This window comes from Polaromonas sp. CG_9.7, from assembly GCF_015752205.1.
In the GTDB taxonomy this organism is placed as follows: Bacteria; Pseudomonadota; Gammaproteobacteria; order Burkholderiales; family Burkholderiaceae_C; genus Polaromonas.
The window spans coordinates 160580-179353 of record NZ_JADOVG010000008.1; the positions used below are offsets into that span (position 1 = coordinate 160580).

Genomic DNA, 18774 nt, shown 5'->3' on the forward strand with positions numbered 1-18774 from the left:
GGTTCCGCGGCCCCTGCTTGATGGGCCTTGTCCTCAGAGTTGTTGCTGCGCTCATCGTTCGATTTCGGTTTGCTTACGCAAACGATTTCTTGAATGCAGCCACCGCCGTGGTCAACTCGGCCTCGGAATCCTTGTCCATGGCCTTGTTGGCTTCAAGCTTGTCCATCAGCGGCGCATTCTTGTCCTTGAGCCAGGCGTGCAGGCCACTTTCGAAAGCCAGCACCTTCTTGACATCCACATCGTCCATGAAGCCCTTGTTCACAGCGAACAAGGTGGCACCCATGGCGGAGATGGACAAGGGCGAATACTGCGACTGCTTGAGCAACTCGGTGACGCGCGCGCCACGGTCGAGCTGCTTGCGGGTGGCTTCGTCCAGATCGGAGGCAAACTGCGCAAACGCAGCCAGCTCGCGGTACTGGGCCAAGTCGGTACGAATACCGCCGGACAGGTTCTTGATCAGCTTGGTCTGGGCGGCGCCACCGACGCGCGATACCGAGATACCGGCGTTGATCGCAGGACGGATACCGGCGTTGAACAGGCTGGTTTCCAGGAAAATCTGGCCATCGGTGATCGAAATCACATTGGTCGGCACGAAAGCGGACACGTCGCCGGCTTGCGTTTCAATGATCGGCAGCGCGGTGAGTGAACCGGTACGGCCTTTGACGGCACCCTTGGTGAAGTCTTCAACATACTTCTCGTTCACGCGGGCGGCGCGCTCCAGCAGGCGGCTGTGGAGATAGAACACGTCGCCAGGGTAGGCTTCGCGGCCTGGTGGACGACGCAGCAGCAGCGATACCTGGCGGTAGGCCACGGCCTGCTTGGACAGGTCGTCATACACGATCAGCGCGTCTTCGCCGCGGTCGCGGAAATATTCGCCCATCGTGCAGCCCGAGTAGGCGCTGACGTATTGCATAGCGGCCGATTCGGAAGCCGAAGCCGCCACGACGATGGTGTAGTCCATGGCGCCGGCTTGTTCCAGCGAGCGCACCACGTTCTTGATCGAGGACGCCTTTTGGCCAATCGCGACATAGACGCACGAAACGCCCTTGCCCTTCTGGTTGATGATGGCGTCAATCGCGACGGCGGTCTTGCCGGTCTGGCGGTCGCCAATGATCAGTTCGCGCTGGCCACGGCCGATTGGCACCATGGAGTCAACCGACTTCAGGCCGGTTTGCAAAGGCTGGTCAACCGATTTACGTGCAATCACGCCAGGCGCAACTTTTTCGATCACGTCGGTCAGCTTGGCGTTGATCGGGCCTTTGCCGTCAATCGGCTGACCCAGTGCATTGACCACACGGCCAAGCAGTTCAGGGCCAATCGGGACTTCGAGAATGCGGCCCGTGCATTTAACGGTGTCGCCTTCGGCAATGTGTTCGTATTCGCCCAGAATCACCGAGCCGACCGAGTCGCGCTCAAGGTTCAGTGCCAGGCCATACGTGGGCGTGCCATCTGCCGTGGCGGGAAACTCAAGCATTTCGCCCTGCATCACATCGGACAGGCCGTGGATGCGGACAATACCGTCGGCCACTGACACCACGGTGCCCTGGTTGCGAATGTCGCTGCTGGCTGCAAGGCCTTCGATACGGCTCTTGATCAGTTCAGAAATTTCTGCGGGATTGAGTTGCATGACTCTTTCCTTCTTTCTATGTTGTTGGCTAAAAACCCGGGACTGCGCGCGTGCGTCAGTTCAGGCGATCAGCGCCATTTTCATTTGTTCCAAGCGGGCTTTGACCGAGGTGTCCAGCACCTCGTCACCCACGACCGCACGAATCCCGCCAATCAGCGACGGATCAAGTTCGACCTTGATGCCGAGCTTGCGTCCGAATCGCTTTTCCAGCACCAATGCAATCTCGTTCAAGGCTGGCTCGTCCAGCGGGAAAGCACTGTAGACGATGGCATCGGTGACCCCGCCTGCAGCGTTCTTGAGCGAACGAAACTGGACAGCGATCTCGGGCAGCGCGGACAGGCGACCGTTTTCAATCACCAGGCGCAGGAAATTCCTGGCAGCCGGGGGCAGCGGGTTGGTGTCATTGCCGGCCACACTGGCCATCAGATCGAACACCTGGTCCACGCTTGCCTTCGGGCTGTCAGCAAACTGGAGCAACTGGGCATTTTCCGCCACAGCCGCCAGCCTGTCCAGCCAGAGAGCGGCAGCAGTCAGGTCGGAGCCCTGCGCCTTGAACAGCGCATCTGCGTAAGGGCGGGCAATGGTAGCAAGTTCAGCCATAGTGCTTCTGTCCTGCCTACAGCTCGGTCTTCAAGCGGCTCAGCAACTCGGCATGAACCCCGGCATTGACTTCCTTGCGGAGAATCTGCTCGGCGCCCTTGACCGCCAGCAAGGCAACCTGCTCGCGCAGCGCCTCGCGAGCCTTGACCGTTTGTTGAGCGGCTTCAGCCTGGGCTGCCGCGATGATCTTGTTGGCTTCCTCGACCGCACGGGCCTTGGCTTCTTCGACGATGCCTTGACCCCGACGGTCGGCATCGGCCAGACGGGTGGCGGTCTCGGTGCGCGACGTGGCCAGTTCGGCTTCTACACGCTTGTTGGCAGTGGAGAGTTCGGACTTGGCTTTGTCAGCGGCAGCAAGGCCGTCAGAAATTTTCTGTGCCCGCTCGTCCAGCGCTTTTGTGATTGGTGGCCACACGAACTTCATCGTGAACCAGACCAGGATCGCAAAAACGACAGCCTGCAGGAACAGGGTGGAGTTAATGTTCACGGCTTATTCCTTATAGAACCTACCAGGGTTTGCCGAAAAATTAACGCAAGACAAACGGATTGGCGAATGCGAACAGCAGGGCGATGGCAACGCCGATCAGGAAAGCAGCGTCGATCAGACCGGCCAAAATGAACATCTTGGTTTGCAGGTCGTTCATGAGTTCAGGCTGGCGTGCCGAAGCTTCCAGAAATTTGCCACCCATCAGGGCGATGCCGATAGAGGCACCGATAGCGCCGAGACCGACGATCAAACCACAAGCCAAAGCGACGAGTCCGAGAATGTTTTCCATGATTGCTCCAAAGATGAGAGGAAAGGTAAAAAGAAAAGGGAAAGAAAAAGCCAACTGCCGTCAGGCAGAAAGGCCTAGTGTGAATCGTGGGCCTGCCCCACGTAAATCAACGTCAACATCATGAAGATGAAGGCTTGCAGCGTGATCACCAGGATGTGGAAAATACTCCACACGGTTCCGGCGACAACATGCCCGAATCCCAGCCAGAACATACCCGTCAGGGGGTTGAACTGCCAGGCCCACACGCCACCCATCAGGGCGATCAGCATGAAGACGAGTTCGCCGGCAAACATGTTGCCGAACAACCGCATGCCGTGTGAGACGGTCTTGGCGGTAAATTCAATCATTTGCATCAGAAAGTTGATCGGATACAAAAACCAGTGGTCGCCGAACGGCGCAGCGATGAGTTCGTGCGACCAGCCGCCGACGCCCTTGATCTTGATGTTGTAGACCAGGCAAACCAGCAGCACACTGACGGACAGGCCCAGGGTGGTGGACAGGTCGGCCGTGGGCACGACGCGCATATAGGCATGCTCCGGGTCATGGCCAGCAGCGCCGTACAACATCGTCCAGATTCTGGGCAGCATATCGACCGGCAGCATGTCCATGGCGTTCATCAGGAAAATCCAGACAAACACGGTGAGCGCCAGCGGCGACACCAGCTTGCGGCTCTTGGCATTGTGAATCACGCCCTTGGCCTGGCTGTCAACCATTTCCGACAGGATTTCAACGGCTGCCTGGAAGCGGCCAGGAACGCCTGAGGTCGCCTTGCGGGCTGCGCGCCACAAGAAGAAGCAGCCGATGATGCCCAGCAATACCGAATAGATCAGCGAGTCGAGGTTGAACAGGCTGAAATCGACAATACTGCTTTGCTTGACACTTTCGAACGAGAAATTTGTCTGCAGATGCTGCAGGTGGTGCTGGATGTACTCTCCAGACGTCGGGGCATGTATTTCAGCAGCAGACATAGGTCACCAATTTGTCAGTTCTTCAAAAAATTTATTGATCGAGTCTTGCGTGCCGGGCCGAACCACATGGCCACCCAGTACACCTTCATCGTCACCACGAAACCTGCCAGCAAAGCCAGCCAATTCAATCCTTCGACCAGCCTTGGCGCGGCAAACAGCATCGCCACCGTCAAGGCAATCTTGACCATTTCCCAGACAAAAAATCCGGCCAGCGCCGCATTTCCATGCATTGCCGATTTTTGACGCGACAGACCCCGCGCAAACAGCGCTGCGGGAATGATCACCGCCAGCGCCCCGTAACCTGCCGACCAGCCCATGCGCGCCTGGCCGGTCAACACCCAGGCCAATGCCGCCACCACGAGACCAACCACAACCTGACCTGCGCACACAAGCCACAAGGAAAAGGGAGGATTTAATTCCCGAACCTTTTTCGCTTCTTCGTGCGTCAAGGGCTTGAACCCTTCGCCTTCCGCCTCATCTGTATCGCTTGGCCCGTATGACCAGTCTGCTTCTGCCGCATTTGCCGAGGCAGATCCTTCAGGGCGCTTGGGGCATTTCGCTGCTGGGTTTGCCATTGTGATCCTCACAAATTACACGAAGGTTACGAACGCCAATCTCAGCAAAGCCTCTGATTATACGTAGAAACCCCTGTTGTTTACCAATATCCATGCGCCTGCGCGGGATTGGTGTGGTTTCGTGGCCGCTTTATGATCAGCCCGGGGTCTGGACCACAATGGCGCCTCATTCTAATGAAAGACCCGCCAATGCCTGCGTTGATGAAATTCCTCCATGTTCTTTCTGCAATCGCCTGGCTGGGTGGAGTCAGTTTCCTTCTATTTGCGTTGCGCCCTGCGGCAACTGAACTGCTGGCACCACCGCAACGGTTGCCCCTGATGGCCAAAACGCTGCAACGCTTCTTCAGCCTGGTCTGGGTGACGATTGTGGTGTTGCTGCTGTCCGGACTGGCGATGCTGATGGGCGTGGGCATGAAGAATGCTCCGGCTGGCTGGCACGCCATGCTGGGAATTGGCCTGGTGATGTTTGCCTTGTTCGGCCACATTTATTTTGGCCCTTTTCGCCGTCTCAAGCAGGCCGTCGTTGCTGCCGACTGGCGCGAAGGCGCCCGGCGCGCCAAGCAGATTGCCACGCTTTCCACTGTCAACCTGGTGCTTGGCGTGCTGGCCATTGGCGCCGTGTTCTTCCTCGTTTGATGCCTGAGCGATCCGGATCTTTGCGCGCGAAAAGGTCAGCGCGCACTGCCTTGAACACAGCCCCATGAATGCGGACCAGCCCCTGACGAGCGCTCGCAGCAGCAACGGGCGGCTGGCGGGCCTTATCAATCGCCTTCGCAGCGCACTGCCCTGCCGCGAGTCACTCGCGGCGCACCCTTGGCTCAAGCCTGTGGCGCACCGCCTGCTGGACCGCCAGTTGTGGCGCGCACAACATGAAGCCGTGGCGCGGGGCGTTGCCATCGGAATTTTCTGGGCTTTTGCCGTGCCGGTGGCGCAGTTTGCGCTGGCCACCCTGAACTGCGTCTGGTGGCGCGCCAATATTCCGGTCGCTGCCGGCATGACGCTGGTGACCAATCCGTTCACCATCGGCTTCTGGCTCTGGCTGGCCTACCGCCTGGGCAGCCTGGTGCTGGACGCGCCAGCGCCGGTTCCATTGGCCGATGGCGCCGGGATGCTGGCCTGGTTGGGCTCGTTTGGGGCGCCGACTATTCTGGGCATGGGTATTTTTGCGTTTGGCGGTGCATTGACCGGCTACCTGGTCGCCAAGCTCGCCTGGCGAATGCGCGTCGGCTTCAAACGCTGGCGCAGGCAAAACACCCCGCGCACCGCAGCAACACCGCCCGCTGGCTGAACATATCCAGCCTTTCACACTCTTCTTTTCCTCCAACCGCCGCCTGCAGCCACACCCCATGCCAATGCCCATGTCCACCGTTGCCGCCAACGCCCTGCCCGAGACGCCTTGCTACCTCAACGGCGACTTCAGCACGTTGCGGGACGCCAAGATCAGCGTGCTCGACCGTGGCTTCATCTTTGGCGATGGTGTCTATGAAGTCGTGCCTGCCTACGCCGGCAAGCTGTTCCGCTTTGAGCAGCACATGGCGCGGCTCAACCGCAGCCTGGCCGAATTGCGCATCGCCAATCCGCTGACGCAGGACGAGTGGCGCGACACAGCTCTCAAATTAATAGCAGACTATGCCCTTTCCACAGGCGCAGACACGCAAAAAAGCAATCAACTGATCTACATCCAGGTGACCCGTGGCGTGGCCATGCGCGACCACCCGATGCTGCCCGGCCTGACGCCCACAGTGTTCATCATGGTCAACCCGATGAAACTGCCCAGCGAAGCCCAGCGTGCGCAAGGCGTGGCCTGCGTCAGCGCCGGTGACTTCCGCTGGGAAAAAGCGCACATCAAGAGCACCAGCCTGCTGGGCGCGGTGTTTTCGCGCCAGATCAGTTTTGACGCCGGCGCGCTGGAGACCGTGATGTTTCGCGGCGACCACCTGAGCGAAGCCGCCGCCAGCAACGTCTGGGTGGTCAAGAACGGCACCGTGATGGGGCCGCCCAGGGACCATCTGGTGTTAGAGGGCATTCGCTACGGCCTGATTGAAGAAATCTGTCGCGCCGCCGGTATTGCGTTCGAGTTGCGCACCATCAGCCGCGCCGAAGTGCTGGCCGCCGACGAGCTGCTGCTGTCGTCGGCCACCAAGGAAATTTTGCCCATCACCTTGCTGGACGACCAGCCGGTCGGCCACGGCACGCCCGGCCCGGTGTATGCAAAACTGTACGCCGCCTACCAGCAAGCCAAACAGGAACTATCGACATGAGCGCGGAAAACGACAACGGAATCACGCCTGAAAACACGCCGGCAACGCCGCCCGACGCCGAAGCCCGCAAGGATTCGCTGATCGAATACCCGTCGCTGTTTCCGATCAAGGTCATGGGCATCAAGGCCGAGGGCTATGTCCACGCGGTGACGCATATCGCCCACCAGTTCGACCCGACGTTTGACGCCTCGACCATCGAACTGCGCGAAAGCAAGGGCGGCAAGTACCTGGGCGTGACCATCACCGTGACGGCCACCAGCCGCGAGCAGCTTGACGAGCTGTACCGCACGCTGAGCACGCACCCGATGGTCAAGGTCGTGCTGTAAAGCGTTCTGCGCGTCACTTGACAGGGCCGGGTGCGCGTTACGCTATCGGGTTGCGTCCTGACGTCACCTTTTTTCGCTCTGCTTGAACGACTCTTTCGACTCTCGCTGGTGTTATACGCCGCTGCAACCACAAACGCAGGCTTTCTTTGGGCGGGTCCAAACCTCCAAAATTGCCACAGCGCCTGACCTATGCCCACCCTTGACTGGTTGAACCGCGTCGAGGCTTTCACCACGGCCGCCCGCGTGCCCTACCGGCTGCTGGAAGAAGTGTCTGTTCGCAGCGCCGCCGCATCTGACGAAGGATATGCTGCATCTGCCTTGCCTGGGCATGGCCGGGCAACTCGATGCGCTGCTGAACTGAAAGCTTGAGAAACATGGAAACACGACAACTCGGCCGGGTCGATTACCTGCCCACCTACCAGGCGATGCAGGATTTCACTGCCGCACGCATTGAGACCACGCCGGATGCACTATGGATATGCGAGCATCCTGCGGTTTATACGCAAGGGCTGGCAGGCAAAAGCGATCACATTCTGAACCCCGGCGGGATTCCGGTGGTGCAAACCAACCGGGGCGGCCAGGTGACGTTTCACGGCCCCGGCCAGGTGGTGGTGTACCCGCTGATTGACCTGAAGCGGGCGGGCTACTTCGTCAAGGAATATGTCTACCGGATCGAGGAATCGGTGATTCGCACGCTGGCGCATTTCAGCGTGACCGGCCACCGGGTGGGCGGCTCGCCCGGCATCTACGTGCGCATGGACGACCCGTTCTCGCACGCCGCATTGAGCGGCCCGGTGAATTCGGCCGATCCGTTTCGCGGGCTGGGCAAAATCGCCGCGCTGGGCATCAAGGTCAGCCGGCATTGCACTTACCACGGGGTGGCGCTGAACGTGGCGATGGACCTGGAACCCTTCTCTCGCATCAACCCTTGCGGCTACGCAAACCTGAAAACCACAGACCTTTCTACAATCGGCGTGTCGGCCAGCTGGCAGGAGGCCGCCGACGTGCTGGGCCAAAAGCTCGCCACCTACCTCGCGCCCTGACCTGACCCCAACCCATTACAAGCACACCATGAGCACACCCGAAGTCGTCCGCGAAGTCCAGAGCCTGGAAAACTACAACCCGCTGGCCAAGCAGAAGGCGGCGGCCAAGCTGTCGCGCATTCCGGTCAAGGTGGTGCAAGGCGAAATCCTGAAAAAACCCGACTGGATTCGCGTCAAGGCTGGCAGCCCGACCACGCGCTTTTACGAGATCAAGCAGATCCTGCGTGAGAACAAGCTGAACACGGTGTGCGAGGAAGCCAGTTGCCCGAACATTGGCGAATGCTTCGGCAAGGGCACGGCGACCTTCATGATCATGGGCGACAAGTGCACCCGGCGCTGCCCGTTTTGCGATGTCGGCCACGGCCGGCCCGACCCGCTGGACAAGGACGAGCCACTGAACCTGGCACGCACGGTGGCCGCGCTGAAACTGAAATACGTCGTCATCACCAGCGTGGACCGCGACGATTTGCGCGACGGCGGCAGCGGCCATTTTGTCGAATGCATACAGCGCATCCGCGAGTTGTCACCCATGACGCAAATCGAAGTACTGGTGCCCGACTTCCGGGGACGCGACGACCGGGCGCTGGAAATTTTGAAGGCTTCGCCGCCCGACGTGATGAACCACAACCTGGAAACCGCGCCGCGCCTTTACAAGGAAGCGCGCCCTGGCTCCGACTACCAGTTTTCACTGAACCTGCTGAAAAAGTTCAAGGCCCTGCACCCGGACGTGCCGACAAAGAGCGGCATCATGGTCGGCCTGGGCGAAACCGACGAGGAAATTTTGCAGGTCATGCAGGACATGCGCGACCATGGCATCAACATGCTGACCATCGGCCAGTACCTGGCGCCTTCGATGTCGCATTTGCCGGTGCGCCGCTATGTGCACCCGGACACCTTCAAGATGTTCGAGAAAAAGGCCTACGAGATGGGTTTCAGCCACGCCGCCGTCGGCGCGATGGTGCGCAGCAGTTACCACGCCGACGAACAGGCGCATGCGGCTGGCGTGGTGGACAAGCCGGCGCAGTAACCGGCCTGCGGCTTTTTAATACCGGTTGGGGTTGTTGGGACGCCGGTCGTCCCGGTTTCGCACGCCGTCGCCGTCACGGTCACCCTGGCCACGATGCTGCCCACGGTAGTCACCCCGGGACGGACCATTGTCATAAGGGACCGGATAGGCAATACAACCGGTGAGGCTGGTCAGGACCAGCACTATTGCGGCAAGCAATTTCATGATTTTCTCCGGGTAGTTCATTGGGCTTGTTTGGGCCACCACGCTGTGGCGGTCAACTTCACAAACTTGTTTGCTGATTCATTTCAGCACAATCCCCTAGCTGTCGCAGTGTCTGCCAAATGCCCGCCGTGTGAAGCTGGCGACAACATGTAATCGCGTCTTCAACTTAAAAACAAGACTGACGCACAGCCGGAGAACCGGCTGCAGCAAAGTACGGCAACGACATAGCGGATTCATTTCGAACTGGAATAACGTTTTGCGCTTGCGATCCGGGCTGCGCTGGCGGGCATGTCAGTCAGGCCATTCCGAATGTTGACTCGGCTTGAGAATGAAAAGACGCGTGGGGCAGGCGCCGGCCTTCCGTAAAGTAGCTTGTGCCTGTAGGCATGCAGCGCATTCAGTCAAAACAGGCCGGGCATAAAACTATAGTGAACAGCAGAGTTAAAGCCCAGCTCATAACCCGCCATTGAGAGACCCATTTATGAAATCAACTGACAACAAATCCGCTGGAAACCTTGACATGCCACAGGACAAAGCCTTGATGACCCCCACCGATCTGAAATCAGGGGAAACAAAGGACATCGCTGTAGCCATGAACGGCATTTTGGCCGACGTGTTCGCGCTTTATCTGAAGACCAAGAACTTCCATTGGCACATGAGCGGCCCGCATTTTCGCGACTACCATGTCATGCTGGACGAGCAGTCCGATCAGCTTTTCGAGATGACCGATCCGATTGCCGAGCGCATCCGCAAAGTGGGCGGCACGACGCTGCGCTCCATCAGCCATATTTCCAGCCTGCAAACCATCAAGGACAACAACGAAGCCTACGTCACCCCGGCTGCCATGCTGGCAGAGCTGCGCGATGACAACAAGGCATTGGGTGTTCACCTGCGCGATGTGCATGAGGTCTGCGATGCGCAACGCGACATCGCCAGCGCCAGCCTGATCGAAAACTGGATTGACGAAACCGAACGCCGCACTTGGTTCCTGTTTGAAGCCAGTCGTCCGTCGGATGACAGCGGACATTGAACTGAAAATCATTCGGTTGTCGTAAGCAGCGGGCGGACCAGTTGCTTGCCTTGCTGAAAGAAACCAGCAGCCTGAAACGAGGCGTTTTTTACGCCTGCGTTCAGGATGCCTGAAGCATCAGCGAAGGGTCTTCACTGTTCAGCACTTCTTGCGCCCACGGCTTGAGTTTTGAGGCATCTGCCCGCAGGATTTGCTGCTTCACGGCCAGAATCTGCGAGGGATGCATTGAAAAGCTCCGCAGCCCCAAACCCAGCAGCAGCTTGGTCATGTGCACGTCCCCAGCCATTTCGCCGCACACGCTGACGCCTTTCCCCCGCGCAGTGCATTCGGCAATCGTGTCGGCCACCAGCCGCAGCACTGCCGGATGGCAAGGGTTGTACAGGTGCGCCACAGATTCATCGGAGCGGTCAATGGCCAGCGTGTACTGCGTCAGGTCGTTGGTGCCGATCGACAGGAAGTCAAAATACTTGAGAAACATCGGTACCGTCAGCGCTGCTGCCGGAATCTCGATCATTGCGCCCAGCCGCACCGGCCCGTAGACGAAGCCCCGGACGTCGAGCTGCGCGCGCGCCTGGTTGATCAGGTCGATCGTCTGGCGGATTTCGCTGGCATGGGCCAGCATGGGCACCAGCAGGTTGACCTGTCCGTGCGCGGCAGCGCGCAGAATGGCGCGCAGCTGCGTCAGGAACATCGGCGGGTCGGCCAGGCTCCAGCGGATGGCGCGCAGCCCGAGCGCCGGGTTCAGGTGGTCCTCTTGCGCCTTGGTGGTGGGCCGGTCCAGCGGCTTGTCAGAGCCGATGTCGACGGTGCGGATGGTCACCGGCATGCCCTGCATGCCTTCGATGGCCCTGCGGTACGCAAAATACTGCTCGTTCTCGTCGGGCAGCTTGCCATTGCGGCCCATGAACAAAAATTCGCTGCGAAACAGCCCCACGCCCACCGCGCCGGCCTCGACCGCACCCAGCGTGTCGTCTGGCATTTCAATGTTGGCCAGCAGCTCGATGCGCTGGCCGTCCATCGTGAGCGCCGGGGTGTGGCGCAGGCGGTTCAGCCGCTGGCGCTCGAGTTCGCCCTGGCGCTGCCTGAAGCCGTATTCAGCCAGGATGATGGGCGAAGGATCAACGATCAGCACGCCGGCATCGCCGTCGATGATCACCCAGTCGTCCTGCTTGATCAGCTGGCTGGCGCTGCGTGCGCCGACCACCGCCGGAATGTCCATGCTGCGCGCGACGATGGCGGTGTGCGAGGTGCGCCCGCCCACGTCGGTGGCAAAGCCGGCGAACAGGCTCTGCTTGAACTGCAGCATGTCGGCCGGCGAAATGTCATGCGCCACCAGCACCAGCGGCACGTCCAGCGTGTCGTCGAGCAGCAGGTCCTGCTGCGCGTCCCGGCGACGGCTGCCGGCCCGCGCGGCACATTGCCGGGCGGCCTGCAGCGGTGAGGCCGAGCCTTTCATGTGGCACAGGATGCGCTCGACAACCTGCTCCAGGTCGGCCTTGCGCTCGCGCAGGTAGGCGTCTTCCATCTCGTCGAACTGGCGTGCAATGATTTCGTACTGCGTCGTCAGCGCCCATTCGGCGTTGTAATGGCGATCGGTGATCCAGTGCTTCACACCGCTGATCAGCAATTCGTCCTGCAGCAGCATCAGGTGCACATCGAGCAGCGCGGCGATTTCATGCGGCGCGTCCTTGGGCAGGTCATGCTGCAAACGCATGATTTCTTCCATCACCGCATTGCGCGACAGTTTGGCCCGCGCAATTTCGTCATCGGTGGTGGCCGGGTCGATGAAGTAATGGCTGACATCGGCCCGGCTCGACGCCACCAGCACTGCACGGCCAATCGCCACACCGCGCGACACCGCCAGACCGTGGACGGAAAAAGTCATGTGCGGCTCCTGATGAAGTGGCTAAAACTGCAAAAGCGCCAGTTGCAAACCAGCCCCCTTCCCAACCTTCCCCAAGCCGAGCAAGAAACAATACCGGACGGATTGCGCCTTATGCAAGCAGGGGCCGCGGAACCGGCTCCGCCGGGCCGCAGGGGCAGCGACCCCCTCGGGGGGCAGGGAGCTACACGCAGTGAGCGACCGTGGGGGCAACGCTCACGGCTTTGCCGGGCCGCAGGCGCAGCGGCCCCCTCGGGGGGCAGGGAGCTACACGCAGTGAGCGACCGTGGGGGCATTTACTCGCCTTCGCCGAACTTGTCCGCCACCAGCGCCAGCAAGGCCTCCATGGCGGCCTGCTCGTCCGCGCCATCGGTTTCAATATCGACACTGCTGCCAATGCCGGCGGCCAGCATCATCACGCCCATGATGCTCTTGGCATTGACGCGGCGCTCGCCCTTGCTCATCCAGACCTCGCTGCGAAAACTGCCGGCAAGCTTGGTGAATTTGGCGGACGCTCTGGCATGCAGGCCCAGCTTATTGCTGATGGTCGTGCGGGTCTTGATCATGGTTTCGTAGTGTTTGGTTTTGAGGCGCGGTCACGGCCACCTGCATCACGCCCTGGCTGGCGCCGGCCAGCGCGCGCGCCACCAGCATGTCAAGCCCTTCGTCGCGATAGCACATGGCGCGCAGCAGCATGGGCAGGTTCATGCCGGTCACCAGCTTGGTGTTGACGCCATCGACCAGCTTTTGGGCGACATTGCAGGGTGTTGCACCAAAAACATCGGTCAGCACCAGCGCCTGCGGCTGGCCGAGCTGTTTGAGCGCGAGTTTTGCCTGCGCCAGCGTAGCTTCGGGCGTTGTCTCGGGCTGCACGTCGAAAGCTGCCACGCCGGCGTCATGGTCTGGAAAAACATGGCGTACGCATTCGAGGAAGGCAGAGGCCAGCGGTGCATGGGCGATGATGAAAATGCCGTTCATTGCGCTCAATTATCAGCGTTCACACTGACAAAGTAGGCATACGCCGCAATGCAGCAACACAAATAGACCAGCATGGCCACCTGAAAACTGGCGACCTGACCCAGCCCCAGGGTCGCAAAACCGTCAATCAGCAGCCCCAGCCCCCATTGGACGACAAACACGCCGGCAAAAATGACCAGATTGAAAGCTGACAGCGCGCGTCCGGCCAGACTGGCCCGAAACGACATGCCGACAGCCGGCTGGGCCAGGCCCAGGACACTGGAAGTCATGCAAAACAGTGCCCAGCCCAGCCAGCCGGTGGCCGTGCCGGCGAAAATATTGAACGCCAGCACCGCCAAACTGAGTGGAACCCCCCAGGCGATCAGGCGCGTGGCCGACCAGCCACGGCGGGCCAGGTGGGGGTTGACCATGCCCCAGCTCCAGAAGGTCACCAGCATGCTGGCATTGATGCAGAAAAGGCCGGTGGCCGATTGCAGCGGAGTGTTGCCGGCCACCCGCACCATCCACGGCCCGGCCCACAGCGTCTGGATGGCGACCATGCCGCCATAGTTGAAGAAAGCCAGCGGCGCCATCTTGTGAAAATAGCGGCTGCGCCAGATGGACGCATAACCGGCTTCGTCATGAATGGCGCTTTCTGCATTCAACCCGGCAGGCGTCGGCAGCGCAGTCGCCCGCCAGCCCGGCACGACCCAGGCAATCGCCGCCATCGACAGCAAAATCAGCACGGCCAGCAACCAGAACAGGGGGCGCCAGCCGGTCAATGGCATCAGCCACTGCACTGGCAGCGTCGAGGCCAGCATGCCAAGCGAGCCAGTCATGAGCATCCATGAATTGGTGCGCAGCAGCGTGGCCGCGTCAAACCACCGACGGTAGCCGGTCAGCGCGGTCATGAGGCAGGCTCCCACACCCATGCCAACCAGCACGCGCGCGGTCAGCAGCCCGGCAAAACTGGTGGCCACTGAAAACGCCAGGCAGCCGACCACCGCCAGGCTCAAAAATCCCAGGATGACGTGCTTGGGCCCGTGCCGGTCCAGCCAGGTGCCCAGCGGCAGCTGGACAGCAGCAAAGCCCAGAAAAAACCCGCCCGCCAACAGCCCCAGGTCGCGCGCCTGCAGCGCGAACTCCTGCGTCAGCACCGGCGCCAGTGTGGCGATGATGGCGCGCAGCACCGCCGCGAAAAAGTAAGCCGCCGCAAACGCCAGAAAAACCACGGTGGCTGCCCGGGCGCCCAGCCGGTCTGGCGAGATGGCGATGTCTTTGGGCGTCATGGCGTCATTCAAACTTCAGGCTGGAAAAAAATGTTTCGGCCACCTCGGGTGCAATGCGCGGCGCATATATCACCACCTGGAACAACTGCGAGCCCTGCGCAAAATACGCAGCCTGTCCGCTGACGGCGGTGCCATCGGCGCGCTGCCCCTGCGCCTGCAGGCGGGTAACGGGCGTGCCGGGCGATGCACCGGGAATTTTCAGGGGCAGCGGCTGGCGGCTGGCGGGTGCGGCCTTCATGTTGGCCAGCGTCAGGTCTTGCCACAGCGCCAGCACCGGCGCCGCCTGCAAGGGGTCGCCCACATCCGCGATAGCGACGGCAAAGGTGGCACCGTCCGCATCGCAGCCCAGCATCGACAGTTGCGTCGGCCGCCCGCCCAGGGGAACAACCTTTTGCGCCTTGTCGGGTTTGCACGGCAGCAGCAGGCTCAGCCGCGTCCCTTCGGGCCGCACGTCGCGCCAGTTGAGTGCCGGGCTGCAGGCGGCAACCAGCGATAGCACCGATACCAACGCCAGCACGACGCCTGGAAAACGCGAAAAATGTGGAAAAGTCAGGAATCTGGACATGGAGGCGGTCAAAACGTGTGGAAGCTGGCCGAAAAAAGGGGCCAGTTCCACACTTTACCTTCAGCAGCGCCTTGCCACAGGCCAGCAGCATTTGGGTAACACCGCAGGCACCGCAATGGTGCTGCGCCTGGCGCCCCGGCGCACCCCATCGGGCATGATGCTTGCATGATTTTTCGGCATGTGCAAACAAGACCCCAGACCGGACAAGCCCCTGGCGACCGGGCAGCCCGGCCTCGGGCAGGCGGCCCTGCGGGACATGCTGGCGCAATTGCTGGAATCCACCGGCGAAGGCATCTACGGCATTGATCTGGACGGGCGCTGCACCTTCATCAACCGCGCCGGCGCCGAGCTGCTGGGATATGCGCCGGCCGAACTGCTGGGCCGGAACATGCATGCAGTGGCGCACCACTCGCATGCGGACGGGGCGCATTATCCCGAGCAACAATGTCCAATCTTCAAGGCGTTTAGGGAAGGCCTGCCCTGCCGCATCGACAGCGAGCTGTTCTGGCGCAAGAACGGCAGTGGACTTGCGGTCGAATACTCGTCTTATCCCGTGATTGAAAATGGTGCGGTTCAGGGTGCGGTGATCACCTTTACCGATGTTTCGGCCCGCCGCCAGACCGAGGACGCCCTGCGCCAAGCGCATGCGGTGCTGGAACAGCGGGTGAGCGAGCGCACCCAGGCGCTGTCCGGGGCACTGCAGCAGCTGCGCGAACTCTCGGCCTATGCGCACGGCGTGCGCGAGCAGGAGCGCACCCGCATCGCGCGTGAAGTGCATGACGAACTCGGCAGCCTGCTGGTGGCGCTGAAGATGGATGTCGGCTGGCTGGACAAGCGCCTGGGCGAGCAGCCCGGGCGCAGCGCGGGCGAGGCGCAATCGATGCGTGAGCGCATGCGCGGCAAATGCCAGAACATGAGCCGCCTGATCGAATCGGCGGTGGACAACGTCGGCCGCATCATCACCGACCTGCGCCCCAGCATCCTGGACCACCAGGGCCTGTGGGCGGCGCTGGACTGGCAGGCGCACGAATTCGTGCAGTCGGCCGAACTGGCCCTGGACTGGGAAATGGACGTGGCCGGTGCCGTGCCGCTGCCCGAACCGTCGGCCATTGCCATCTTTCGCATCTTTCAGGAAATGCTCAGCAACGTGGGCCGCCATGCACAGGCCAGCCGGGTGGCGATTGCCATCCGTGCCCGTGCGCAAGACATCAGCATCACGGTGCAGGACAACGGCCAGGGCGCCCACGCCGACGCCTTCGAGGCGGCCAATGCTTACGGCGTGATGGGCATGCGCGAGCGGGCGCGCCACCTGGGAGGCAGCCTTCAAATTTCAAGCCAGATCGGGCTTGGCAGCACGTTCCATCTTCGTATCCAGCTACTGAATAAATAGCAGAAATTACCATCTATGACGCCTATCCGCATCCTGATCGGCGACGACCATCGCATCGTGCGCGAAGGCCTCAAGCAGGTGCTGGCCGATGCGCCTGAAATCGATGTCGTGGCCGAAGCTGACACCGGCCCCGACGTCCTGCAGCGCGCCCTGGCGCTGGGCGGCGACAAGGGACTTAGCGCCGTACTGCTCGACATCGCCCTTCCCGGCCGCGACGGGCTGGACGTGCTGCAGGCGCTGAAAAAAAACTGGCCCCGGCTGCCGGTGCTGATGCTCAGCACCTACCCGGAAAAGCAGTACGCAGTGCGCTGCATCAAGCTGGGCGCGGCCGGCTACCTGAACAAAAGCGCCCATTCCGACGACATGATCGCCGCCGTGCGCAAGGTGGCGGCCGGCGGCCTGTATGTGTCGGCCGTGGCCGCCGAAGCACTGGCCGGTGCCATGGGCAGCGGCACGAACAGGCCCGGCGGCGCCAGCGGCACCGAGTCGCTGTCGCACCGCGAGCATCAGGTGTTCCGGTTGCTGAGCACCGGCAGGTCCGTGGGCGAAATTGGTGCGCAACTGGGGCTGGCGTCCAACACCGTCAGCACCTACCGCCTGCGCATCCTTGAAAAGACCGGCACCAGGAACGATGTGGAACTGGCCCTGTACGCCGAGCGACATCGCCAGGCACCTTCGGGCGGCTGACGGCTTCGTTCCCGAGGGCAGGGGTGTAGTGACTGCCCTACAAGACGTCGTGCAAGCCACCGCCAAATCAGGGCTCGGCCGCCCGAGGGCCTGCGGGTGGCCCGCACCTTGCAAGGCCAAGTGCATCTTCTTTTGAAAGGTGCGCGCCATGTCTGACTACTTTTCCCCCTACGACGCCGACCAGCCGCTGATGCTCAAGTGCAGCTGCGGCAAGGACCACACCGTGGCCGATCACCATCAGGAGGTCAGTGCAGACGGCGCAGTGGCGGAGTTGCGCCGGCGCAGCCTGAGCAGCGAGTTCGAGGCGTATTCCAACGCCTTCATCGAAGCCACGCTGGTCAAGGCGATTTTCCCGCAAGATGCAGTTCGCCGGCGCTTTTTGCGCGCCGTCGGCAAGGGCACGGCGATGGCCGCGATTTCCAGCCTGCTGCCGGTCGCCAGCATGCAGGCGATGGCGCAGGAGGCCGGCAAGAAACCCGGCTCGCTGGAAAAGACCAACCTGAAGATCGGCTTCATTCCCATCACCTGCGCCACGCCGCTGATCATGGCGCACCCGCTGGGCTTTTACAAACAGCAGGGCCTGAATGTCGAGGTGACCAAGACGGCCGGCTGGGCATTGATCCGCGACAAGATGATCAACAAGGAATACGACGCCACGCATTTCCTCAGCCCGATGCCGCTGGCCATCTCGATGGGCCTGGGTTCAAACGCCACACCAATGAACGTTGCCACCATCCAGAACGTCAACGGCCAGGCCATCACGCTGGCCATGAAGCACAAGGACAACCGCGATCCGAAGAACTGGAAGGGCTTCAAGTTCGCCATTCCCTTCGAGTTCAGCATGCACAACTTTCTGCTGCGCTACTACCTGGCCGAAGCCGGGCTGAACCCCGACACCGATGTGCAGCTGCGTGTCGTGCCCCCCGCCGAAATGGTCGCCAACCTGCGCGCTGGCAACATCGACGGATTCCTCGGCCCGGATCCGTTCAACCAGCGGGCGGTGTACGAGGAAGCCGGTTTCATCCATCTGCTGACCAAAGACCTCTGGAACGGCCACCCCTGCTGCGCCTTTGGCACCAGCGCCGAGTTCATCCAGCAAAATCCCAACACCTTTGCTGCGCTCTACCGCTCGGTGCTGACGGCCGCCGCCATGGCCCGAGACCCGAAGAACCGCGAAATGATCGCCAAGGTGATTGCGCCCGCGCAGTACCTGAACCAGCCCGAGGCGGTGATCAACCAGGTGCTGACCGGCAAGTTCGCCGACGGTCTGGGCAACATCAAGAATGTGCCGGACCGGGCCGACTTCGACCCGATGCCGTGGCAGTCGATGGCGGTGTGGATGCTGACCCAGATGAAGCGCTGGGGCTACGTCAAGGGCGACATCAACTACAAGCAGATTGCCGAAAAAGTCTTTTTGCTCACCGATGCCAAGAAGTACATGAAGGAACTCGGCCAGAAGACGCCCGACGGCGCCTACCCCAAGTTCACCATCATGGGCAAGGAATTCGACGCGGCCAAGGCGGACCAGTACGTCAAGAGCTTTGCCATCAGCAAATCCGCCTGAGCA

The 18774-nt window shown here is 61.3% G+C and carries 23 protein-coding genes; 11 read left to right on the forward strand and 12 right to left on the reverse strand.

The annotated features are described in order from the left end of the window. Nucleotides 1–73: 73 nt before the first annotated feature. The 6 genes from atpA to IWX87_RS10430 form a co-directional block, all read right to left on the reverse strand. Nucleotides 74–1627, reverse strand: coding sequence for a F0F1 ATP synthase subunit alpha (atpA, locus tag IWX87_RS10405; RefSeq protein WP_196863444.1), 1554 nt, complete (start codon nucleotides 1625–1627; stop codon nucleotides 74–76). Between the two features lie 60 nt (nucleotides 1628–1687). Then, nucleotides 1688–2227, reverse strand: a complete 540-nt coding sequence (locus tag IWX87_RS10410) for a F0F1 ATP synthase subunit delta (RefSeq protein ID WP_196863445.1) — start codon at nucleotides 2225–2227, stop codon at nucleotides 1688–1690. A gap of 16 nt (nucleotides 2228–2243) precedes the next feature. Further along, nucleotides 2244–2714 carry a F0F1 ATP synthase subunit B gene (locus IWX87_RS10415; RefSeq protein ID WP_196863446.1) on the reverse strand — a complete coding sequence of 157 codons (471 nt, stop codon included), beginning with the start codon at nucleotides 2712–2714 and terminating at the stop codon, nucleotides 2244–2246. A gap of 40 nt (nucleotides 2715–2754) precedes the next feature. Further along, nucleotides 2755–3003 (reverse strand): F0F1 ATP synthase subunit C, encoded by a 249-nt coding sequence (gene atpE, locus IWX87_RS10420; RefSeq protein ID WP_011799683.1) that lies wholly within the window; start codon nucleotides 3001–3003, stop codon nucleotides 2755–2757. Between the two features lie 74 nt (nucleotides 3004–3077). Beyond that, a complete protein-coding gene (atpB, locus tag IWX87_RS10425) occupies nucleotides 3078–3971 on the reverse strand; it encodes a F0F1 ATP synthase subunit A (protein ID WP_196863447.1) in 894 nt (297 codons plus the stop codon). 14 nt (nucleotides 3972–3985) lie between these two features. Further along, the gene (locus IWX87_RS10430) at nucleotides 3986–4546 is read right to left on the reverse strand and encodes an ATP synthase subunit I (protein WP_196863448.1); all 561 of its coding nucleotides are present in this window, start codon (nucleotides 4544–4546) and stop codon (nucleotides 3986–3988) included. Between the two features lie 201 nt (nucleotides 4547–4747). Between IWX87_RS10430 and IWX87_RS10435 the strand changes: the two genes are divergently transcribed. The 7 genes from IWX87_RS10435 to lipA all read left to right on the forward strand — a co-directional run bounded on the left by IWX87_RS10435 (nucleotide 4748) and on the right by lipA (nucleotide 9203). Beyond that, nucleotides 4748–5182: a DUF4149 domain-containing protein gene (locus tag IWX87_RS10435; RefSeq protein ID WP_348535230.1), complete on the forward strand. Its 435-nt coding sequence runs from the start codon at nucleotides 4748–4750 to the stop codon at nucleotides 5180–5182. Nucleotides 5183–5246: 64 nt separating this feature from the next. Further along, nucleotides 5247–5834 carry a DUF2062 domain-containing protein gene (locus IWX87_RS10440; protein WP_196863449.1) on the forward strand — a complete coding sequence of 196 codons (588 nt, stop codon included), beginning with the start codon at nucleotides 5247–5249 and terminating at the stop codon, nucleotides 5832–5834. Nucleotides 5835–5904: 70 nt separating this feature from the next. Continuing rightward, nucleotides 5905–6807 (forward strand): D-amino acid aminotransferase, encoded by a 903-nt coding sequence (locus IWX87_RS10445; protein WP_196863450.1) that lies wholly within the window; start codon nucleotides 5905–5907, stop codon nucleotides 6805–6807. Further along, a complete protein-coding gene (locus IWX87_RS10450; RefSeq protein WP_196863451.1) occupies nucleotides 6804–7133 on the forward strand; it encodes a YbeD family protein in 330 nt (109 codons plus the stop codon). Before IWX87_RS10445 ends, IWX87_RS10450 begins: the two co-directional genes overlap by 4 nt. Before the next feature lie 189 nt (nucleotides 7134–7322). Then, entirely contained in the window at nucleotides 7323–7502 is a 180-nt protein-coding gene (locus tag IWX87_RS10455; protein WP_196863452.1) for a hypothetical protein, read from the forward strand. A 5-nt stretch (nucleotides 7503–7507) separates the two neighbouring features. Then, complete coding sequence (gene lipB, locus IWX87_RS10460; protein ID WP_196863453.1) at nucleotides 7508–8176, forward strand: lipoyl(octanoyl) transferase LipB; 669 nt, start codon at nucleotides 7508–7510, stop codon at nucleotides 8174–8176. Nucleotides 8177–8204: 28 nt separating this feature from the next. Beyond that, on the forward strand, nucleotides 8205–9203 hold the full coding sequence (lipA, locus tag IWX87_RS10465; protein ID WP_196863454.1) for a lipoyl synthase: 999 nt from the start codon (nucleotides 8205–8207) through the stop codon (nucleotides 9201–9203). Nucleotides 9204–9218: 15 nt separating this feature from the next. Here lipA and IWX87_RS10470 read toward each other — a convergent pair whose 3' ends face one another. Then, nucleotides 9219–9407, reverse strand: coding sequence for a hypothetical protein (locus IWX87_RS10470; RefSeq protein WP_196863455.1), 189 nt, complete (start codon nucleotides 9405–9407; stop codon nucleotides 9219–9221). 481 nt (nucleotides 9408–9888) lie between these two features. Between IWX87_RS10470 and IWX87_RS10475 the strand changes: the two genes are divergently transcribed. Beyond that, nucleotides 9889–10437, forward strand: coding sequence for a DNA starvation/stationary phase protection protein (locus tag IWX87_RS10475; protein WP_196863456.1), 549 nt, complete (start codon nucleotides 9889–9891; stop codon nucleotides 10435–10437). A gap of 100 nt (nucleotides 10438–10537) precedes the next feature. Here the strand turns inward: IWX87_RS10475 and ptsP are convergent, their stop codons facing one another. The 5 genes from ptsP to IWX87_RS10500 all read right to left on the reverse strand — a co-directional run bounded on the left by ptsP (nucleotide 10538) and on the right by IWX87_RS10500 (nucleotide 15130). Beyond that, nucleotides 10538–12322, reverse strand: coding sequence for a phosphoenolpyruvate--protein phosphotransferase (ptsP, locus tag IWX87_RS10480; protein ID WP_196863457.1), 1785 nt, complete (start codon nucleotides 12320–12322; stop codon nucleotides 10538–10540). A 293-nt stretch (nucleotides 12323–12615) separates the two neighbouring features. Next, nucleotides 12616–12885 carry an HPr family phosphocarrier protein gene (locus IWX87_RS10485; RefSeq protein WP_196863458.1) on the reverse strand — a complete coding sequence of 90 codons (270 nt, stop codon included), beginning with the start codon at nucleotides 12883–12885 and terminating at the stop codon, nucleotides 12616–12618. Then, nucleotides 12854–13297, reverse strand: a complete 444-nt coding sequence (locus tag IWX87_RS10490; protein WP_196863459.1) for a PTS sugar transporter subunit IIA — start codon at nucleotides 13295–13297, stop codon at nucleotides 12854–12856. The genes IWX87_RS10485 and IWX87_RS10490 overlap by 32 nt, the downstream gene beginning before the upstream one ends. A 5-nt stretch (nucleotides 13298–13302) precedes the next feature. Then, nucleotides 13303–14565 carry a nitrate/nitrite transporter gene (locus IWX87_RS10495; protein WP_196863460.1) on the reverse strand — a complete coding sequence of 421 codons (1263 nt, stop codon included), beginning with the start codon at nucleotides 14563–14565 and terminating at the stop codon, nucleotides 13303–13305. A gap of 4 nt (nucleotides 14566–14569) precedes the next feature. Continuing rightward, nucleotides 14570–15130 (reverse strand): hypothetical protein, encoded by a 561-nt coding sequence (locus IWX87_RS10500; protein ID WP_196863461.1) that lies wholly within the window; start codon nucleotides 15128–15130, stop codon nucleotides 14570–14572. 178 nt (nucleotides 15131–15308) lie between these two features. Here IWX87_RS10500 and IWX87_RS10505 point away from each other — a divergent pair, with 178 nt between their 5' ends. The 3 genes from IWX87_RS10505 to IWX87_RS10515 all read left to right on the forward strand — a co-directional run bounded on the left by IWX87_RS10505 (nucleotide 15309) and on the right by IWX87_RS10515 (nucleotide 18771). Continuing rightward, the gene (locus IWX87_RS10505; protein WP_196863462.1) at nucleotides 15309–16520 is read left to right on the forward strand and encodes a PAS domain-containing sensor histidine kinase; all 1212 of its coding nucleotides are present in this window, start codon (nucleotides 15309–15311) and stop codon (nucleotides 16518–16520) included. 15 nt (nucleotides 16521–16535) lie between these two features. After that, a complete protein-coding gene (locus IWX87_RS10510) occupies nucleotides 16536–17207 on the forward strand; it encodes a response regulator transcription factor (RefSeq protein WP_196863463.1) in 672 nt (223 codons plus the stop codon). 148 nt (nucleotides 17208–17355) lie between these two features. Then, complete coding sequence (locus IWX87_RS10515; protein ID WP_196863464.1) at nucleotides 17356–18771, forward strand: CmpA/NrtA family ABC transporter substrate-binding protein; 1416 nt, start codon at nucleotides 17356–17358, stop codon at nucleotides 18769–18771. Nucleotides 18772–18774: the final 3 nt, after the last annotated feature.